General features: G+C 71.1%; 16 protein-coding genes. 10 read left to right on the top strand and 6 right to left on the bottom strand.

The features are described from left to right. Positions 1–59: 59 nt before the first annotated feature. From gap to Q0994_RS19065, 8 genes are all read left to right on the top strand, one after another. A complete protein-coding gene (gap, locus tag Q0994_RS19030) occupies positions 60–1070 on the top strand; it encodes a type I glyceraldehyde-3-phosphate dehydrogenase (RefSeq protein ID WP_299536367.1) in 1011 nt (336 codons plus the stop codon). A gap of 112 nt (positions 1071–1182) precedes the next feature. Next, complete coding sequence (locus Q0994_RS19035; protein WP_299536370.1) at positions 1183–2394, top strand: phosphoglycerate kinase; 1212 nt, start codon at positions 1183–1185, stop codon at positions 2392–2394. A 2-nt stretch (positions 2395–2396) separates the two neighbouring features. After that, positions 2397–3185, top strand: coding sequence for a triose-phosphate isomerase (gene tpiA / locus Q0994_RS19040; RefSeq protein WP_299536373.1), 789 nt, complete (start codon positions 2397–2399; stop codon positions 3183–3185). 138 nt (positions 3186–3323) lie between these two features. Further along, positions 3324–3560 (top strand): preprotein translocase subunit SecG, encoded by a 237-nt coding sequence (gene secG, locus Q0994_RS19045; RefSeq protein ID WP_299536375.1) that lies wholly within the window; start codon positions 3324–3326, stop codon positions 3558–3560. Between the two features lie 231 nt (positions 3561–3791). Beyond that, a complete protein-coding gene (locus Q0994_RS19050; protein WP_073217477.1) occupies positions 3792–4127 on the top strand; it encodes an RNA polymerase-binding protein RbpA in 336 nt (111 codons plus the stop codon). A gap of 163 nt (positions 4128–4290) precedes the next feature. Next, positions 4291–5943 carry a glucose-6-phosphate isomerase gene (gene pgi / locus Q0994_RS19055; protein WP_299536396.1) on the top strand — a complete coding sequence of 551 codons (1653 nt, stop codon included), beginning with the start codon at positions 4291–4293 and terminating at the stop codon, positions 5941–5943. A 4-nt stretch (positions 5944–5947) separates the two neighbouring features. Beyond that, positions 5948–6511, top strand: a complete 564-nt coding sequence (locus tag Q0994_RS19060) for a PH domain-containing protein (RefSeq protein ID WP_299536399.1) — start codon at positions 5948–5950, stop codon at positions 6509–6511. Continuing rightward, positions 6508–8040 carry a PH domain-containing protein gene (locus Q0994_RS19065; protein WP_299536402.1) on the top strand — a complete coding sequence of 511 codons (1533 nt, stop codon included), beginning with the start codon at positions 6508–6510 and terminating at the stop codon, positions 8038–8040. The genes Q0994_RS19060 and Q0994_RS19065 overlap by 4 nt, the downstream gene beginning before the upstream one ends. A 37-nt stretch (positions 8041–8077) precedes the next feature. On the opposite strand, the gene Q0994_RS19070 is transcribed toward Q0994_RS19065, so the two are convergent. The 6 genes from Q0994_RS19070 to tkt form a co-directional block, all read right to left on the bottom strand. Next, positions 8078–8467, bottom strand: a complete 390-nt coding sequence (locus Q0994_RS19070; protein ID WP_363325558.1) for a DUF3592 domain-containing protein — start codon at positions 8465–8467, stop codon at positions 8078–8080. A gap of 120 nt (positions 8468–8587) precedes the next feature. Continuing rightward, complete coding sequence (pgl, locus tag Q0994_RS19075) at positions 8588–9370, bottom strand: 6-phosphogluconolactonase (protein WP_299536406.1); 783 nt, start codon at positions 9368–9370, stop codon at positions 8588–8590. Next, positions 9367–10422 (bottom strand): glucose-6-phosphate dehydrogenase assembly protein OpcA, encoded by a 1056-nt coding sequence (gene opcA, locus Q0994_RS19080; protein WP_299536408.1) that lies wholly within the window; start codon positions 10420–10422, stop codon positions 9367–9369. The genes pgl and opcA overlap by 4 nt, the downstream gene beginning before the upstream one ends. Next, complete coding sequence (gene zwf, locus Q0994_RS19085) at positions 10419–11951, bottom strand: glucose-6-phosphate dehydrogenase (RefSeq protein ID WP_299536410.1); 1533 nt, start codon at positions 11949–11951, stop codon at positions 10419–10421. The genes opcA and zwf overlap by 4 nt, the downstream gene beginning before the upstream one ends. A 5-nt stretch (positions 11952–11956) precedes the next feature. Beyond that, positions 11957–13075 (bottom strand): transaldolase, encoded by a 1119-nt coding sequence (tal, locus tag Q0994_RS19090; protein ID WP_299536412.1) that lies wholly within the window; start codon positions 13073–13075, stop codon positions 11957–11959. Positions 13076–13109: 34 nt separating this feature from the next. Beyond that, positions 13110–15197 carry a transketolase gene (gene tkt, locus Q0994_RS19095; RefSeq protein ID WP_299536414.1) on the bottom strand — a complete coding sequence of 696 codons (2088 nt, stop codon included), beginning with the start codon at positions 15195–15197 and terminating at the stop codon, positions 13110–13112. A gap of 289 nt (positions 15198–15486) precedes the next feature. Here tkt and Q0994_RS19100 point away from each other — a divergent pair, with 289 nt between their 5' ends. Together Q0994_RS19100 and Q0994_RS19105 are read left to right on the top strand one after the other, a co-directional pair. After that, on the top strand, positions 15487–16440 hold the full coding sequence (locus Q0994_RS19100) for a heme o synthase (RefSeq protein WP_299536416.1): 954 nt from the start codon (positions 15487–15489) through the stop codon (positions 16438–16440). Between the two features lie 108 nt (positions 16441–16548). Beyond that, positions 16549–16917, top strand: a complete 369-nt coding sequence (locus Q0994_RS19105) for a hypothetical protein (protein WP_299536419.1) — start codon at positions 16549–16551, stop codon at positions 16915–16917. The last annotated feature ends 77 nt before the right edge of the window (positions 16918–16994 follow it).

Below are 16994 nucleotides of genomic sequence, written 5' to 3' on the forward strand. Positions count from 1 at the left end.
GACATCCCATACATCTCGCCGGCGTCGAAACCCGGCGTACCTAACGAGGAGATCGGTTCGTGACGATCCGCGTAGGCATCAACGGCTTTGGCCGCATCGGTCGTAACTACTTCCGCGCGCTGCTGGAGCAGGGTGCGGACATCGAGATCGTGGCTGTCAACGACCTGGGTGACACTGCGACCACGGCCCACCTGCTGAAGTACGACACCATCCTGGGTCGTCTGAAGGCCGAGGTCAGCCACACCGCCGACACCATCACGGTGGACGGCCACACCATCAAGGTGCTCTCCGAGCGCAACCCGGCCGACATCCCCTGGGGTGAGCTGGGCGTCGACATCGTCATCGAGTCGACCGGCTTCTTCACCAAGAAGGCCGACGCCGAGAAGCACCTCGCGGGCGGCGCCAAGAAGGTCCTCATCTCGGCTCCGGCCAAGGACGAGGACATCACCATCGTGATGGGCGTCAACCACGACAAGTACGACCCGGCGCAGCACAACGTCATCTCCAACGCCTCCTGCACCACCAACTGCGTGGCGCCGATGGCGAAGGTGCTCGACGAGAACTTCGGTCTCGTCAAGGGCCTGATGACGACGGTCCACGCGTACACGAACGACCAGCGCATCCTGGACTACCCGCACTCGGACCTGCGCCGCGCGCGTGCCGCCGCCGAGAACATCATCCCGACCACGACGGGCGCCGCCAAGGCCACCGCCCTGGTCCTGCCGCAGCTCAAGGGCAAGCTCGACGGCATCGCCATGCGCGTGCCGGTCCCGACCGGTTCGGCCACCGACCTGGTCGTCGAGCTGGGCCGCGAGGTCACCAAGGACGAGGTCAACGCCGCGTTCAAGAAGGCCGCCGACGACGGCGACCTCAAGGGCTTCCTCACCTACACGGAGGACCCGATCGTCTCCTCCGACATCGTGGGTGACCCGTCGTCCTGCACCTTCGACTCCTCCCTGACGATGGTTCAGGAAGGCAAGACGGTGAAGATCCTCGGCTGGTACGACAACGAGTGGGGCTACTCCAACCGCCTCGTCGACCTGACCGAGTTCGTCGGCGGCCAGCTCTGATCCTCGGACCGGCAGGCATCTCGATGTGAGTGAGGGGCTCGGACGGCGCGACGCGGCGCCGTCCGAGCCCCCTCGCGTGCTCATCAGTCCTTTCCTAGGAGTGCAGGAACAGATGAAGACGATCGACGAACTTCTCGCCGACGGGGTCGCGGGCAAGCGGGTATTCGTCCGCGCCGACCTCAACGTGCCGCTGGACGGCACCACCATCACCGACGACGGCCGCATCCGCGCCGTCCTGCCGACGGTCACCAAGCTCTCCGAAGCCGGTGCCCGGGTCATCGTCGCCTCCCACCTGGGCCGCCCCAAGGGCGCCCCGGACCCCGCCTTCTCGCTGGCGCCCGCCGCCGCCCGGCTGGGCGAACTGCTCGGCGCCGAGGTGGCGTTCGCCGCGGACACCGTCGGCGAGTCCGCGAGCGCCACGGTCGCCGCGCTCACCGACGGCAAGGTCGCCGTCCTGGAGAACCTCCGCTTCAACGCCGGTGAGACGTCGAAGGACGACGCCGAGCGCGGCGCCTTCGCCGACCAGCTCGCCGCCCTCGCCGACGTCTACGTCGGCGACGGCTTCGGCGCGGTGCACCGCAAGCACGCCTCGGTCTTCGACCTCCCGGCCCGGCTGCCGCACTACGCCGGCTACCTGATCGCCACCGAGGTCGGCGTCCTCAAGAAGCTCACCAGCGAGGTCCAGCGGCCGTACGCGGTCGTCCTCGGCGGCGCCAAGGTCTCCGACAAACTCGGCGTCATCGACCACCTGCTGGAGAAGGCCGACCGCATCCTGGTCGGCGGCGGTATGGCGTACACCTTCCTCAAGGCCCAGGGCCACGAGGTCGGCATCTCGTTGCTCCAGGAGGACCAGATCCCGACGGTCCTGGAGTACCTGGAGCGTGCCGAGAAGCGCGGCGTGGAGTTCGTGCTCCCCGTCGACGTCCTCGTCTCGCCCGAGTTCCCGGATCTGAAGACCAAGGCTCCGGCCCACCCCACCACCGTCGCCGCGGACGCCATCCCCGCCGACCAGGAGGGCCTGGACATCGGCCCCGAGACCCGCCGGCTGTACGCGGAGAAGCTCGCCGACGCCGCCACGGTCTTCTGGAACGGCCCGATGGGCGTCTTCGAGCACCCCGACTACGCCGAGGGCACCCGCGCGGTCGCCCAGGCCCTCGTCGACTCCCCGGCGTTCAGCGTCGTCGGCGGTGGCGACTCCGCCGCCGCGGTCCGCATCCTCGGCTTCGACGAGAACGCCTTCGGGCACATCTCGACCGGTGGCGGCGCCAGCCTCGAATACCTCGAAGGCAAGACCCTGCCCGGTCTCGCCGCATTGGAGAACTGAGCATGACCGAAACCGCCCCGGGCCGCCTGCCGCTGATGGCGGGCAACTGGAAGATGAACCTCAACCACCTCGAGGCCATCGCGCACGTCCAGAAGCTCGCCTTCGCCCTGGCCGACAAGGACTACGACGCCGTCGAGGTCGCCGTCCTGCCGCCCTTCACCGACCTGCGCTCCGTGCAGACCCTGGTGGACGGCGACAAGTTGAAGATCAAGTACGGCGCCCAGGACATCTCGGCCCACGACTCCGGCGCGTACACCGGTGAGATCTCCGGCTCCATGCTGGCCAAGCTCAGGTGCGCGTACGTGGCCGTCGGCCACAGCGAGCGCCGCCAGTACCACGGCGAGAACGACGAGATCTGCAACGCCAAGGTGAAGGCCGCCTACAAGCACGGCCTGACCCCGATCCTCTGCGTCGGCGAGGGCCTGGACATCCGCAAGGCGGGTGACCAGGTCTCCTACACCCTCGCGCAGCTCGACGGCGGCCTCAAGGACGTCCCGGCCGAGCAGGCCGAGTCGATCGTGATCGCGTACGAGCCGGTCTGGGCCATCGGGACCGGAGAGGTCGCCACCCCCGAGGACGCCCAGGAAGTCTGCGGAGCGATCCGCGGCCGGCTGGCCGAGCTGTACTCGCAGGAGCTGGCCGACAAGGTCCGCATCCAGTACGGCGGCTCCGTGAAGTCCGGCAACGTCGCCGCGATCATGGCGCAGCCCGACGTGGACGGTGCCCTCGTGGGCGGTGCCGCGCTGGACGCCGACGAGTTCGTCAAGATCGTCCGCTTCCGCGACCAGTGAGTAGGCGGTAGCGCCGATCCGTCGTACCCTTGCGGGGGCCGGGGTGGGTATCGCCCACCTCCGGCCCCCGTGTTCGTGCAAGCGAGTCCAGGGTTCGTGCATGCGAGTCCAGTGAATTCCGGAAAGTAGGGACCAGCCGTGATTTTGGCGTTCCAGATCGCCCTGATCGTCTTCAGCCTGCTGCTGATGCTGCTGGTGCTGATGCACAAGGGCAAGGGCGGCGGTCTGTCCGACATGTTCGGCGGCGGCATGCAGTCGTCCGTCGGCGGCTCCTCGGTCGCCGAGCGCAACCTCGACCGGATCACCGTCGTGGTCGGCCTCTGCTGGTTCGCCTCCATCGTGGCGCTCGGCCTGCTCATCAAGCTGGACGGCTGACCAGGCCCACCGATCCGGGTCGCGCGGACCGGCGTTCGTATCGTCGCAGGAGGGAGTCACGGCACACGCCGTGGCTCCCTCCTCCGTTTTCCGGGGCCTTCCCGCACCCGCCCGCCGACGGCCCCGCGGAATCCCGCGGCGGGTCACGGTGTAACTCCAACCACTGGACGAGCGTTGGGCCTTACGTAGACTGGGGCAACTTCGAGCACCATCACGCAGGGAGTTACGACCGTGGCAAGTGGCAACGCGATCCGGGGAAGCCGGGTCGGAGCGGGGCCGATGGGGGAGGCCGAGCGGGGCGAGTCGGCGCCGCGCCTCCGCATCTCCTTCTGGTGCTCGAACGGGCACGAGACCCAGCCCAGCTTCGCCCATGACGCACAGGTGCCGGACACCTGGGACTGCCCGCGCTGCGGCTTCCCGGCAGGCCAGGACAAGGACAGCCCGCCGGACCCGCCGCGCACCGAACCGTACAAGACCCACCTGGCGTACGTCCGCGAGCGGCGCAGCGACGAGGACGGCGAGGCGATCCTCGCCGAGGCGCTCGCCAAGCTCCGCGGCGAGATCTGAGACCTTCGTCCCCCCTTCACCGGCCGGACACCCCCGGGGTGCCGGCCGGACGGCCTTTTCCCGTGCCGCGCCGTGCGTCCGCGTCACCTTCCCCGCCGATCAATTAGGTTGGGTGCAGCGGGGAACGCGCAGGTACGAGAAGAAGAATGGGCTGATACCCGGGATGAACGCACACAGCCGCACCAAGCTCAACCAGACGCCCGAGTGGACCGCGCTCGGCAAGCACCGCGAGGAGCTCGGCGCGGTCCGTCTCCGGCAGTTGTTCGAGGACGACGCCGACCGCGGCACCGCATACACGCTCCGGGTCGGCGACCTCCACATCGACTACTCCAAGCACCTCGTCACCGACGAGACGCTGCGGCTGCTCCGCGACCTCGCCGCGGCCACCGGGGTCGCCGGGCTGCGCGACGCCATGTTCCGCGGCGAGAAGATCAACACCACCGAGGACCGCGCCGTCCTGCACACCGCGCTGCGCGCCCCGCGCGACGCGGTGATCGAGGTGGACGGCGAGAACGTCGTGCCCGAGGTGCACGCCGTCCTCGACAAGATGTCCGCCTTCTCCGACCGCCTGCGCTCCGGCGGCTGGACCGGTCACACCGGCAAGGCGATCAAGAACGTCGTCAACATCGGCATCGGCGGCTCCGACCTCGGCCCCGCCATGGCGTACGAGGCGCTGCGCTCCTTCACGGACCGCTCGCTCACCTTCCGCTTCGTCTCCAACGTCGACGGCGCCGACCTGCACGAAGCGGTCCGCGACCTCGACCCGGCCGAGACGCTCTTCATCGTCGCCTCGAAGACGTTCACCACCATCGAGACCATCACCAACGCCACCTCGGCCCGCGACTGGCTGCTCACCGGCCTGAAGGCGGGTCAGGAAGCGGTCGCCAAGCACTTCGTGGCGCTGTCGACCAACGCCGAGAAGGTCGCGGACTTCGGCATCGACACCGAGAACATGTTCGCGTTCTGGGACTGGGTCGGCGGGCGCTATTCCTACGACTCGGCGATCGGCCTCTCGCTGATGATCGCCATCGGACCGGACCGGTTCCGCGAGATGCTCGCCGGTTTCCACCTCGTCGACGAGCACTTCCGCACCGCCCCCGCCGAGGAGAACGCCCCGCTGCTGCTGGGCCTGCTGGGCATCTGGTACGGCGCCTGGTTCGACGCGCAGTCGCACGCCGTCCTGCCCTACAGCCACTACCTGTCGAAGTTCACCGCCTACCTCCAGCAGCTCGACATGGAGTCCAACGGCAAGTCCGTGGACCGCGACGGCAACCCCGTCGAGTGGCAGACCGGCCCGGTGGTCTGGGGCACGCCCGGCACCAACGGCCAGCACGCGTACTACCAGTTGATCCACCAGGGCACCAAGGTGATCCCCGCCGACTTCATCGGCTTCGCCTCGCCCGTCGAGGACCTGCTGCCGGGGCTGGTGGCCCAGCACGACCTGCTGATGGCGAACTTCTTCGCCCAGACGCAGGCGCTGGCCTTCGGCAAGACCCCGGACGAGGTCCGCGCGGAGGGCGTCGCCGAGGAACTGGTGCCGCACAAGACGTTCCGGGGCAACCACCCCACCACGACGATCCTCGCCGACGCCCTGACGCCCTCGGTCCTCGGCCAGCTCATCGCGCTGTACGAGCACAAGGTCTTCGTGCAGGGCGCCGTCTGGAACATCGACTCCTTCGACCAGTGGGGCGTCGAACTCGGCAAGGTCCTCGCGAAGAAGATCGAGCCCGTCCTCACCGGCGACGCTTCCACCGACGGGCTGGACAGCTCCACCGCCGCCCTCGTCGGCGCCTACCGGTCGCTGCGCGGACGCTGAGCCGATGACGGCGGGGGAGGGGACGGACGGCCCCGGACCGGGTGACCGTGACGCCGCTCCCGGTGCGGGCGGGGCGGGCGGGGCCGTACGGCTCCGGCCGCCCCGCCACGCCCTGGACCGGCGGGCCGTCCACTGGTGGCGCACCCAGTGGCTGCTGGCCGCCGCCGCCCCCGCCGTCCTCGCCGCCGGGCCGGCCGCGTTCTTCGGCACGGCCCGGTTCTGGCTGCTGCTGTCCGCCGCCGTCCTCGGGGTGCTCGGCGCGGTCTGCGCGGCGCTGCTGCCCGGGTGGTGGTACCGCATCCACCGCTGGGAGGTCACCGGGGACGCGGTCTACGTCCGCACCGGCTATCTCGTCCAGGAGTGGCGGATCGCCCCCATGTCCCGCATCCAGACCGTGGACACGGTGCGCGGCCCGCTGGAGCAGCTCTACGGCCTCGCCACCCTCACCGTCACCACCGCCTCCGCCAAGGGCGCGCTGCGCATCGCGGGGCTCGGCCACGCACAGGCGGCGGACCTCGCGGCCCGGCTGACCCGGATCACCCGGGACACCCCCGGCGACGCCACATGACGACCGACGACGACTGGCGGCGGCTCGACCCGCGCACGGTCCTGGTCACCGCGCAGCTCACCGGGGGAGTGGTGGTCGGCGCGGGCGTGCCCGTCGCGGCGGCGCTCTCCGGCCGGCTGGGGACCGGCCGGGCCGCGCTCTGGGCGGTGGCCGTCGGCCTGCTCCTCGTGGCCGTCGCGGTCGCCGCCGACCACGTCCGCCGGCTCCGCACCCGCTACCGGATCGGCGAGGACCGGGTCGAGCTCCACTCCGGACTGCTGCTGACCCGCCGCCGCTCGCTGGCCCGCGAGCGCATCCGCAGCGTCGACGTCACCGCCCGCCCCCTGCTGCGCCTGCTCGGACTGGTCACCGTGCGCATCGGCACCGGGGAGCACGCGGGCGGCGACTCCACGCTCGAACTGGACCCGGTGACCAGGGCGGAGGGCGACCGGCTGCGCCGACTGCTGCTGACCCGCACCGCCTCCGCGGCCGGTGACGACGTCCGGCACGAGGGCGAGCTGGCGGCCCTCGACCTCCGCTGGATCCGCTACGCCCCGGTCTCCTTCGTCGCCCCCATGCTCGGCGGCGCGGCGATCGGCGGGGTCATGCAGGTCAGCGACTGGGTGGGCGCGCAGGGCGAGGTGATCCACTGGACGGTGGAGCTGTTCCGGGACGTCCCGGTCCGCTGGGCCGTCACGGCGGTCGTCCTCGCCGCGCTGGCGACCGGGGCGCTCGGCGCGCTCGTGCTGTGGACCGAGATGTGGTGGAACTACCGCCTGGTCCGCGAGCCGGGCTCCACCCTGCGGGTCCGGCGCGGGCTGCTCACCTCGCGTTCCATATCGGTGGAGGAGGCCCGGCTGCGCGGCGTGGACCTCGTCGAGCCTCTGGGCGTACGGCTGTTCGGCGCGGCGCGGCTGGACGCGATCACCACCGGGCTGGCGGACGGCGAAGAGGCCAGGGAGGCCCACCACGGCACCCTGCTGCCGGCCGCGCCCCGGTCGGTGGCCGACGCCGTCGCCGCCCGGGTGCTGCGCGGCGCGGTCCCGCCGACCCGCGTGCCGCTGACCGCCCACCCGCGCGCCGCCCGCGGCCGCAGGCTCCGCCGTGCGGTGTCCGCCGCCCTGGTGCCCGTCGCCGTACTCGCCCTGCTGGGCGCGCTGGTGACGCCGGTGCTGCTGTGGACCGCGCTGGTCTGCGCGGCGGTGCTGCCGACGCTCGCGGTGGTGCTGGCCCTCGACGCCTACCGGAACCTCGGCCACGCGCTGACCGACCGGCACCTCGTCACCCGTTCGGGCACGGTCCGCCGCTCGACCGCGGCCCTCGACCGGGCCGGGGTGATCGGCTGGACGGTCCGGCAGTCGTACTTCCAGCGCCGCGCCGGCCTCGTCGACGTCACCGCCACCACCGCTGCCGGGGGCGGTGCCTACACGGCCCGCGACGCCGGAGCCTTCGAGGGCCTCATCTTCGCCGCCGAGGCCGTTCCGGGGCTGTTGGAACCGTTCCTGGAGCCCGCCGGGGAGGGTACGCGGGGCGCGCCCGCGGGCGGCTGAGCGGGAGGCGGGCCGACGCGGGACACCGTCCTGCGGCTCACAGGACGTGGGCGCACACGATCACCGCCGCGGTGAGGACCGCCGTCCCCGCGCCGACGACGAGGAGATGCCCGTCGTCGGCCCTCCACAGCGGCTTCCGCAGGGCCGCTTGTGTCATGGCGCGTTCCGGCCGTGCCGGGTCGTGGACGACCGGAACCAGCGGCTTGCCGTCCTCGGGCGGCAGGTCGGCCACCCGCACCCGGATGTGGTGGCGGCGGCCCTTGCCGTCCTCGTAGGCGACATCGGCCGGCCCGGTGTCCGGGCCGGTACGCGTCCCGATGCGCCTGCCGTCGGTGCGGACACCCCTGCGCCGGAGCACCAGGACGTCGCGCACCGCGAAGAACCCGAGCGCGAGCATGGCCGCCGCCGGGACGAACACGAGGAGCACGGCCAAGGCGCCACCCCTTTCCCAGCCGCGGAACCGATCCGGTGGCCAACTTACGCCAGAGGCCCGCCCCGCCCGCGGGTGCGGGCGGAACGGGCCTCCGGGGGTACGGAGCCGGTCGGATCAGGGAGAGGCCGGCGGATACAGGTCGCGGGGGAGGCGGGAGGCCGCCGCCGCGTCCAGCAGCCAGAGCGTGCGGCTGCGGCCGTACGCGCCCGCCGCCGGGGCCTGGATCTCCCCGGCGCCGGACAGGGCGATCCGGGCCGCCTCCGCCTTGTCCTCGCCCGCCGCCAGCAGCCACACCTCGCGCGCCGCCCGGATGGCCGGGAGCGTGAGGGTGATGCGGGTCGGCGGCGGCTTGGGCGCGCCGTGCACACCGACGACGGTGCGCTCGGTCTCCCGTACCGCGGGCAGCTCCGGGAAGAGCGACGCGACGTGGGTGTCCGGGCCGACGCCCAGCATCAGCACGTCGAACGTCGGCACCGGGCCGTGGTCCTCCGGGGCCGACGCCTTCGCCAGCTCCTCGGCGTACCCGGCCGCCGCGGCGTCCGCGTCGGCGCCGTACGGCCCGTCCGAGGCGGGCATGGCGTGCACCCGCGCCGGGTCCAGGTCGACCGAGTCCAGCAGGGCCGCGCGGGCCTGCGTGACGTTGCGCTCCGGGTCGCCGTCCGGTTCGAACCGCTCGTCGCCCCACCACAGGTCGAGCCGCGACCAGTCGACCGCGTCCCGGGCGGGCGCCTCGGCGAGCGCGGCCAGCAGGCCGTTGCCGTTGCGCCCGCCGGTCAGCACCACCGAGGCGTGTCCGCGAGCGGCCTGGGCGTCCACGATCTTCGTGATCAGCCGGGCCGCCGCGGCCTGCGCCATCAGCTCCTTGTCGCGGTGCACGACCAACTGCGGGGTGCTCACTTGGCGGCCGCCTTCTTGGTGGCCGCGGCCTTCTTGGCGGGGGCGGCGGACTTCGGCTTCTCGGCCTCGTCCTCCTTCTCCGCCTCCGGCGCGGGCTCGGCGGGCTTGGCCGCGTTGACCTCGCCGGGGCCGCTGAGCTTCTCGACGCCGAACCGCACCGCCGAGGCGTAGGTGTTGTCCGGGTCCAGCCGGCGCAGCTCCTCCGCGAGCAGCTCCGCGGTCTCGCGCCGCTTGAGCGCGACTCCGCGGTCGGGCTGGCCGACCATGGAGAGCGTGGCGAGCGAGCCGTCGGCCCGGTCGAGCACGATCGGGCCGTTCTTCGTCTCCATCCGGACGGCGGTGAGGCCCGGGCCCTCGGAGAGGGTGCGGGTCACCGGCACGCCGAGCCGGTCCGCGAGCCACATGGCCAGCAGCTCGCAGCTCGGGTTGTCGGCCTCGCCCTCGACGGTCGCCGAGACGACCTCCGCGGGCTGCTGGTCCAGGGCCGCGGCCAGCATCGAGCGCCACGGCGTGATGCGGGTCCAGGCCAGGTCCGTGTCGCCGGGCTCGTAGGTCGCCGCGCGGACGGCCAGCTCGTCGAGCGGGTGCTCGGCCGAGTAGGTGTCCGTGATGCGGCGCTGCGCGAGCGCGCCCAGCGGGTCCTTCGCCGGGTCGGCGGGAGCGTCCTCCGGCCACCAGACCACGACCGGGGCGTCCGGCAGCAGCAGCGGCAGGACCACCGACTGCGCGTGGTTGGCGAGTTCGCCGTGCAGACGCAGGACGACGGTCTCGCCGGAGCCCGAGTCGGAACCGACCCGGATCTCCGCGTCGAGGCGCGCGTCGCGGCGGCTGCGCGGCGAGCGGCTGACCCGCTTGATCACCGCGATGATCCGCGAGGGGTGCTCGCGGGAGGAGTCGGTCGCCGACTTGAGCGCGTCGTAGGCGTTCTCCTCGTCGGTGACGATGACCAGCGTGAGCACCATGCCGATGGCCGGCGAGCCGACCGCGCGGCGGGCCGAGATCAGCGCGTTGTTGATCTTGCTGGACGTGGTTTCCGTGAGATCGATCTTCATGGCCGGCGCCAGCTCCGTCCGTCGCGTGCGAGCATCTCGTCCGCCTCGGCCGGACCCCAGGTCCCGGCCGCGTACTGCGCGGGCTTGCCGTGCTTGTCCCAGTAGGCCTCGATCGGGTCGAGGATGTTCCAGGACAGTTCGACCTCCTGGTGGCGGGGGAAGAGGTTGGCGTCGCCGAGCAGCACGTCGAGGATGAGCCGCTCGTACGCCTCCGGGCTGGACTCGGTGAAGGACTCGCCGTAGGCGAAGTCCATCGTGACGTCCCGGACCTCCATGGAGGTGCCCGGCACCTTCGAGCCGAACCGCACCGTGACGCCCTCGTCCGGCTGGACCCGGATGACCAGGGCGTTGCCGCCCAGCTCCTCCGTGGCGCCGGACTCGAACGGCAGGTACGGGGCGCGCTTGAAGACGACCGCGATCTCCGTGACCCGGCGGCCGAGGCGCTTCCCGGTCCGGAGGTAGAACGGGACGCCCGCCCAGCGGCGGTTGTTGACCGTCAGCTTGATCGCCGCGAAGGTGTCCGTCGTCGACTTGGGGTCGATGCCGTCCTCTTCGAGGTAGCCGAGGACTTCCTCGCCGCCCTGCCACGCGTGCGCGTACTGCCCGCGCACGGTGTGCTTGCCCAGGTCCTCCGGGAGCTCGACGGCGGTGAGCACCTTGAGCTTCTCGGCGACCAGCGCCTTCGGGTGGAAGGAGCCGGGCTCCTCCATCGCCGTCAGCGCCATGAGCTGGAGCAGGTGGTTCTGGATGACGTCACGGGCCGCGCCGATGCCGTCGTAGTAACCGGCCCGGCCGCCGATGCCGATGTCCTCGGCCATCGTGATCTGGACGTGGTCGACGTAGGACCTGTTCCAGACCGGCTCGAACATCGTGTTGGCGAACCGCAGCGCCAGGATGTTCTGGACGGTCTCCTTGCCCAGGTAGTGGTCGATCCGGAAGACCTCGTTGGGCGGGAAGACGTCGTGCACGAGCCGGTTCAGCTCCTGCGCGCTCTCCAGGTCGTGGCCGAAGGGCTTCTCGATGACGGCCCGCCGCCACGCGCCTTCCTTCTGGTCGGCGAGGCCGTGCTTCTTGAGCTGCTCGACGACCTTGGGGAAGAACTTCGGCGGCACGGACAGGTAGAAGGCGAAGTTGCCTCCGGTGCCCTGCGCCTTGTCGAGTTCCTCGATCGTCGCCTTGAGCGTCTCGAACGCCTCGTCGTCGTCGAAGTTGCCCGGCACGAAGCGCATCCCCTGGATGAGCTGCTGCCAGACCTCCTCGCGGAACGGGGTCCGGGAATGCTCCTTGACCGCGTCGTGGACGACCTGGGCGAAGTCCTCGTCCTCCCAGTCGCGGCGCGCGAATCCGATGAGGGAGAAGCCCGGCGGCAACAGGCCGCGATTGGCCAGGTCGTAGACGGCGGGCATCAGCTTTTTGCGGGACAAATCGCCCGTGACGCCAAAGATGACCAGGCCCGACGGCCCCGCGATGCGCGGGAGCCGTCGGTCCTGGGGGTCACGAAGCGGGTTGGCTCCGGGAACACCAGACAAAGTGGTCAGCCCTTCGAGGGGGCGAGACGGAGGAGCTCCGCCTCGGTCGACTTGAGGAGGTCGTTCCAGGACGCCTCGAACTTCTCGACGCCCTCTTCTTCCAGCAGTCGCACCACGTCGTCGTACGAGATGCCGAGCTTCGCGAGGGCGTCCAGTTCGGACCGCGACTGCTCGTACGTGCCGGTGATGGTGTCACCGGTGATCTGCCCGTGGTCGGCCGTGGCTTCCAGGGTGCCCTCGGGCATGGTGTTCACCGTGCCGGGAGCGACCAGGTCGTCGACGTACAGGGTGTCCTTGTACGCCGGGTCCTTGACGCCGGTGGAGGCCCACAGCGGACGCTGCTTGTTGGCCTGCGCCTTGTCGAGGGCGGCCCAGCGGTCGGAGGAGAAGACCTCCTCGTACGCCTGGTAGGCCAGGCGGGCGTTGGCCAGCGCGGCCTTGCCCTTAAGCGCCTTCGCCTCGTCGGTGCCCAGCGCGTCGAGCCGCTTGTCGATCTCGGTGTCCACGCGGGACACGAAGAACGACGCGACCGAGTGGATCTTGGAGAGATCCAGGCCGGCGGCCTTCGCCTTCTCCAGACCCGCCAGGTAGGCGTCCATCACCAGGCGGTAGCGCTCCAGCGAGAAGATCAGCGTGACGTTGACGCTGATGCCCCGCCCGATGACCTCGGTGATCGCCGGCAGGCCGGCCTCGGTCGCCGGGATCTTGATGAGGGTGTTGGGCCGGTCGACGAGCCAGGCGAGCTGCTTGGCCTCGGCGACGGTCGCGTGGGTGTTGTGGGCCAGACGCGGGTCGACCTCGATGGAGACCCGGCCGTCCTGGCCGTCGGTGGAGTCGAAGACCGGCCGCAGGATGTCGGCGGCGTCGCGGACGTCCGCCGTCGTGATCATGCGGATGGCTTCCTCGACGGTGACCTCGCGGACGGCGAGGTCCGAGAGCTGCTGGTCGTAGCCGTCACCGCCCGAGATCGCCTTCTGGAAGATCGACGGGTTGGTGGTGACGCCGACGACGTGGCTCTGGTCGATCAGCTCGGCGAGGTTGCCCGAGGTGATCCGCTTGCGCGACAGGTCGTCGAGCCAGATCGCCACGCCCTCGTCGGAAAGGCGCTTGAGTGCGTCGGTCATGAGAGTTGCATCTCCTACTGGTGGTATGTCTGCGTCAGCGCGTGGCGGCGGCGAGGGATTCCCGCGCGGCGGCGGCGACGTGCTCGGCGGTGAAACCGAACTCGCGGAAGAGGACCTTCGCGTCGGCCGACGCGCCGAAGTGCTCCAGCGAGACGATCCGGCCCGCGTCGCCGACGTAGCGGTACCAGGTCAGGCCGATGCCGGCCTCGACCGCGACCCGCGCCTTGACCGACGGCGGGATGACACTGTCCTTGTACGCCTGGTCCTGCTCCTCGAACCACTCGACACACGGCATCGAGACGACCCGGGTCGGCACGCCGGCCGCCTGGAGCTGCTCGCGCGCCTCGACGGCGAGGTGCACCTCGGAGCCCGTGCCGATCAGCACGACCTGCGGCTCGCCGCCCTCGGCGTCGAACAGCACGTAGCCGCCCTTGGCCGCGTCCTCGTTCGCCTCGTACGTCGGCACGCCCTGGCGGGTCAGCGCCAGGCCGTGCGGGGCGCCCTTGCCGAACACCTTGGTGTGGCGGCGCAGGATCTCGCGCCAGGCGAGGGCGGTCTCGTTGGCGTCGGCCGGGCGGACCACGTTCAGGCCCGGGATCGCGCGCAGCGAGGCCAGGTGCTCCACCGGCTGGTGGGTCGGGCCGTCCTCGCCGAGGCCGATCGAGTCGTGCGTCCACACGTAGGTGACCGGCAGGTGCATCAGCGCGGAGAGCCGGACGGCGTTGCGCATGTAGTCGGAGAACACCAGGAAGGTGCCGCCGTAGATGCGGGTGTTGCCGTGCAGCGCGATGCCGTTCATGGCCGCGGCCATGGCGTGCTCGCGGATGCCGAAGTGGATCGTGCGGCCGTACGGGTCCGCGCCCGGCAGCGGGTTGCCGACCGGGAGGAACGACGACGTCTTGTCGATCGTGGTGTTGTTCGAGCCCGCGAGGTCGGCCGAGCCGCCCCACAGCTCGGGGATCACGTCGCCGAGGGCCTGGAGCACCTTGCCGGAGGCGGCGCGGGTGGCGATGCCGCTGCCGGTCTCGAAGACCGGGAGCTTCTCCTCCCAGCCCGCGGGCAGCTCGCCCGCGGCGATGCGGTCGAACTCGGCGGAGCGCTCCGGGTTGGCGGTCCGCCAGGCGGCGAACGACTTCTCCCACTCGGCCTTGGCGTCGCGGCCGCGGTCCAGCGCCTCACGGGTGTGGGCGATGACCTCGTCGGCGACCTCGAAGGACTTCTCCGGGTCGAACCCGAGGACCTTCTTGGTGGCCGCGACCTCGTCGTCGCCGAGCGCCGAGCCGTGCGCGGCCTCGGTGTTCTGGGCGTGCGGGGCCGGCCAGGCGATGATCGAGCGGGCGGCGATGAAGGACGGGCGCTCCGTCTCGGCCTTCGCGGCGAGCAGCGCCTCGTACAGGCCCTTCGGGTCCAGGTCGCCGCTCGGGAGCTGCTCGACGCGCTGGACGTGCCAGCCGTACGCCTCGTAGCGCTTGAGGGTGTCCTCGGAGACCGCGGTCTCCGTGTCGCCCTCGATCGAGATGTGGTTGTCGTCCCAGAGCAGGACCAGGTTGCCGAGCTTCTGGTGGCCGGCGAGCGAGGACGCCTCCGCGGAGATGCCCTCCTGCAGGCAGCCGTCACCGGCGATGGCGTAGACCATGTGGTCGAACGGGGAGGTGCCGGGGGCCGCCTCCGGGTCGAACAGACCGCGCTCGTAGCGGGCGGCCATCGCCATGCCCACGGCGTTGGCGACACCCTGGCCCAGCGGGCCGGTGGTGGTCTCGACGCCCGTGGTGTGGCCGTACTCCGGGTGGCCCGGGGTCTTCGAGCCCCAGGTGCGGAACGACTGGAGGTCTTCGAGCTCCAGGCCGTAGCCCGCCAGGTAGAGCTGGATGTAAAGCGTCAGGCTGGAGTGGCCCGCGGAGAGTACGAACCGGTCGCGGCCGGTCCAGTCGGCGTCCGCGGGGTCGTGCCGCATCACCTTCTGGAACAGGGTGTACGCGGCCGGAGCGAGGCTCATGGCCGTACCCGGGTGGCCGTTTCCGACCTTCTGTACGGCGTCCGCGGCGAGGACGCGGACGGTGTCCACGGCCCGCTGGTCCAATTCGGTCCACTGAAGGTCTGTGGTGGTCGGCTTGGTGCTCACCCTGAGTCAGGGCTCCTCTCCACTGTCGTGTAGCCGGTGGCTGGCTTGCCGCACCGGACGTGGTCGAGCCTACCCCCGTGGCTGTGTCCCGCTTTCGAGCGCTTTCCAGCGTGCGGGCACCGCGCGGACTTCGCCTCCCGGCGCACCGCTCGTGTTCCCCGAGATGTCACCTCAACACGACCCCACCCCCGCGAAGGGCGGCGTATCGCCAACGTCTAGAGTGGCCTGGTTCGCGCAAGTCTTTACCGTGCCTTCACGACGGAGGCTTGCTGGGGTTTCTCTGTCAGGGGTGTGCGTGACGGCCGTCGAGTCCCGACCCGCTGGGGTCGCCTTGACTTCGAGCCCGGCGGGTCCTCGCCCGTTCGGGCCCCGCGTCAAGGCATTCGTGGCGCTGACCAAGCCACGCATCATCGAGCTGCTGCTCATCACCACCGTTCCGGTGATGTTCCTGGCCGCTCAGGGCGTTCCCGACCTGTGGCTCGTCCTCACCACCACGATCGGCGGATATCTCTCCGCGGGTGGTGCAAACGCGCTCAACATGTACATCGACCGCGACATCGACGCGATGATGGACAGGACGGCGCAGCGCCCACTGGTCACCGGAATGGTCACTCCGCGTGAGTGCCTGGCCTTCGGCATCGCCCTCGCGGTGATCTCGACGGTCTGGTTCGGGCTGCTCGTCAACTGGCTGTCCGCCGCGCTGGCGCTCGGCGCGCTGCTCTTCTACGTCGTCGTCTACACGATGCTGCTGAAGCGGCGCACCGCGCAGAACATCGTCTGGGGCGGCATCGCCGGCTGCATGCCGGTGCTCATCGGCTGGTCCGCGGTGACCGACTCGCTCTCCTGGGCCGCGGTGATCCTGTTCGCCGTGATCTTCTTCTGGACGCCGCCGCACTACTGGCCGCTGTCGATGAAGGTCAAGGACGACTACGCGCGCGTCGGCGTCCCGATGCTGCCGGTCGTCGCCACCAACCAGGTGGTCGCCCGCCAGATCGTGATCTACAGCTGGGTGATGGTGGCGGTCTCGCTGCTGCTGACCCCGCTGGGCTACACCGGCTGGTTCTACACGGCCGTCGCGGTGCTCTCCGGCGGCTTCTGGCTCTGGGAGGCGCACGGCCTGCAGAACCGGGCCAAGGCCGGCGTCACCGGCGCGAAGCTCAAGGAGATGCGGCTGTTCCACTGGTCGATCACCTATGTGTCGCTGCTCTTCGTCGCCGTCGCGGTGGACCCCTTCCTCCGCTAGACCCGCGCAGTCGCAGTCGTATCCGCACCCCCGACGGGCGGGTGGCGTGGCCCGGGCCACGCCACCCGCCCGTCGCCGTGCTGTCTACCCATCGGTAGCATCTGGGTCATGGCAGACATCGCTGAGCAGGACGAGACCCAGCAGGCGGACGGCAAGCGGGCCGCCCGCACGGAGCGCGCGGCGGACAAGCTCGCCCGCCGGATCGGCTCCTTCGCGAAGGAGCACGGCGGCGCCGAGGGCCAGCTCGCGTACGTCGGACAGACCGGCACCCGGATTGTGCTGGTCGGCGCGGACGGCGGCTGGGGCGACCTGATGGCCACCTCCCAGGAGGTGGCGGAGAGCGCCGCGAAGAAGTCCGGCCTCACCTTCCACGACGAGTTCGACGGCGACTTCGCCGCCCGGGTGCGCACCGGCCCCTACGAGTGGTCCCGGATGGCCGGCATCCAGGTCGGCGGCCCCTCCAACCCGCCCGCCTGAGCCCTTCCGCACCACCGCACACACGCCCGTGGGCCCGTACGTCGTCGTGACGTACGGGCCCACGGGCGTGTGCGGCG

This window comes from uncultured Streptomyces sp. (genome assembly GCF_947488945.1).
Taxonomy (GTDB): domain Bacteria; phylum Actinomycetota; class Actinomycetes; order Streptomycetales; family Streptomycetaceae; genus Streptomyces.

Coding starts and splice junctions, on each gene's coding strand:
- Q0994_RS19035 (WP_299536370.1), top strand. CDS start 1,183: ATGAAGACGATCGACGAACTTCTCGCCGACGGGGTCGCGGGCAAGCGG.
- tpiA (WP_299536373.1), top strand. CDS start 2,397: ATGACCGAAACCGCCCCGGGCCGCCTGCCGCTGATGGCGGGCAACTGG.
- pgi (WP_299536396.1), top strand. CDS start 4,291: ATGAACGCACACAGCCGCACCAAGCTCAACCAGACGCCCGAGTGGACC.
- Q0994_RS19060 (WP_299536399.1), top strand. CDS start 5,948: ATGACGGCGGGGGAGGGGACGGACGGCCCCGGACCGGGTGACCGTGAC.
- Q0994_RS19065 (WP_299536402.1), top strand. CDS start 6,508: ATGACGACCGACGACGACTGGCGGCGGCTCGACCCGCGCACGGTCCTG.
- opcA (WP_299536408.1), bottom strand. CDS start 10,422: ATGAAGATCGATCTCACGGAAACCACGTCCAGCAAGATCAACAACGCG.
- tal (WP_299536412.1), bottom strand. CDS start 13,075: ATGACCGACGCACTCAAGCGCCTTTCCGACGAGGGCGTGGCGATCTGG.
- Q0994_RS19105 (WP_299536419.1), top strand. CDS start 16,549: ATGGCAGACATCGCTGAGCAGGACGAGACCCAGCAGGCGGACGGCAAG.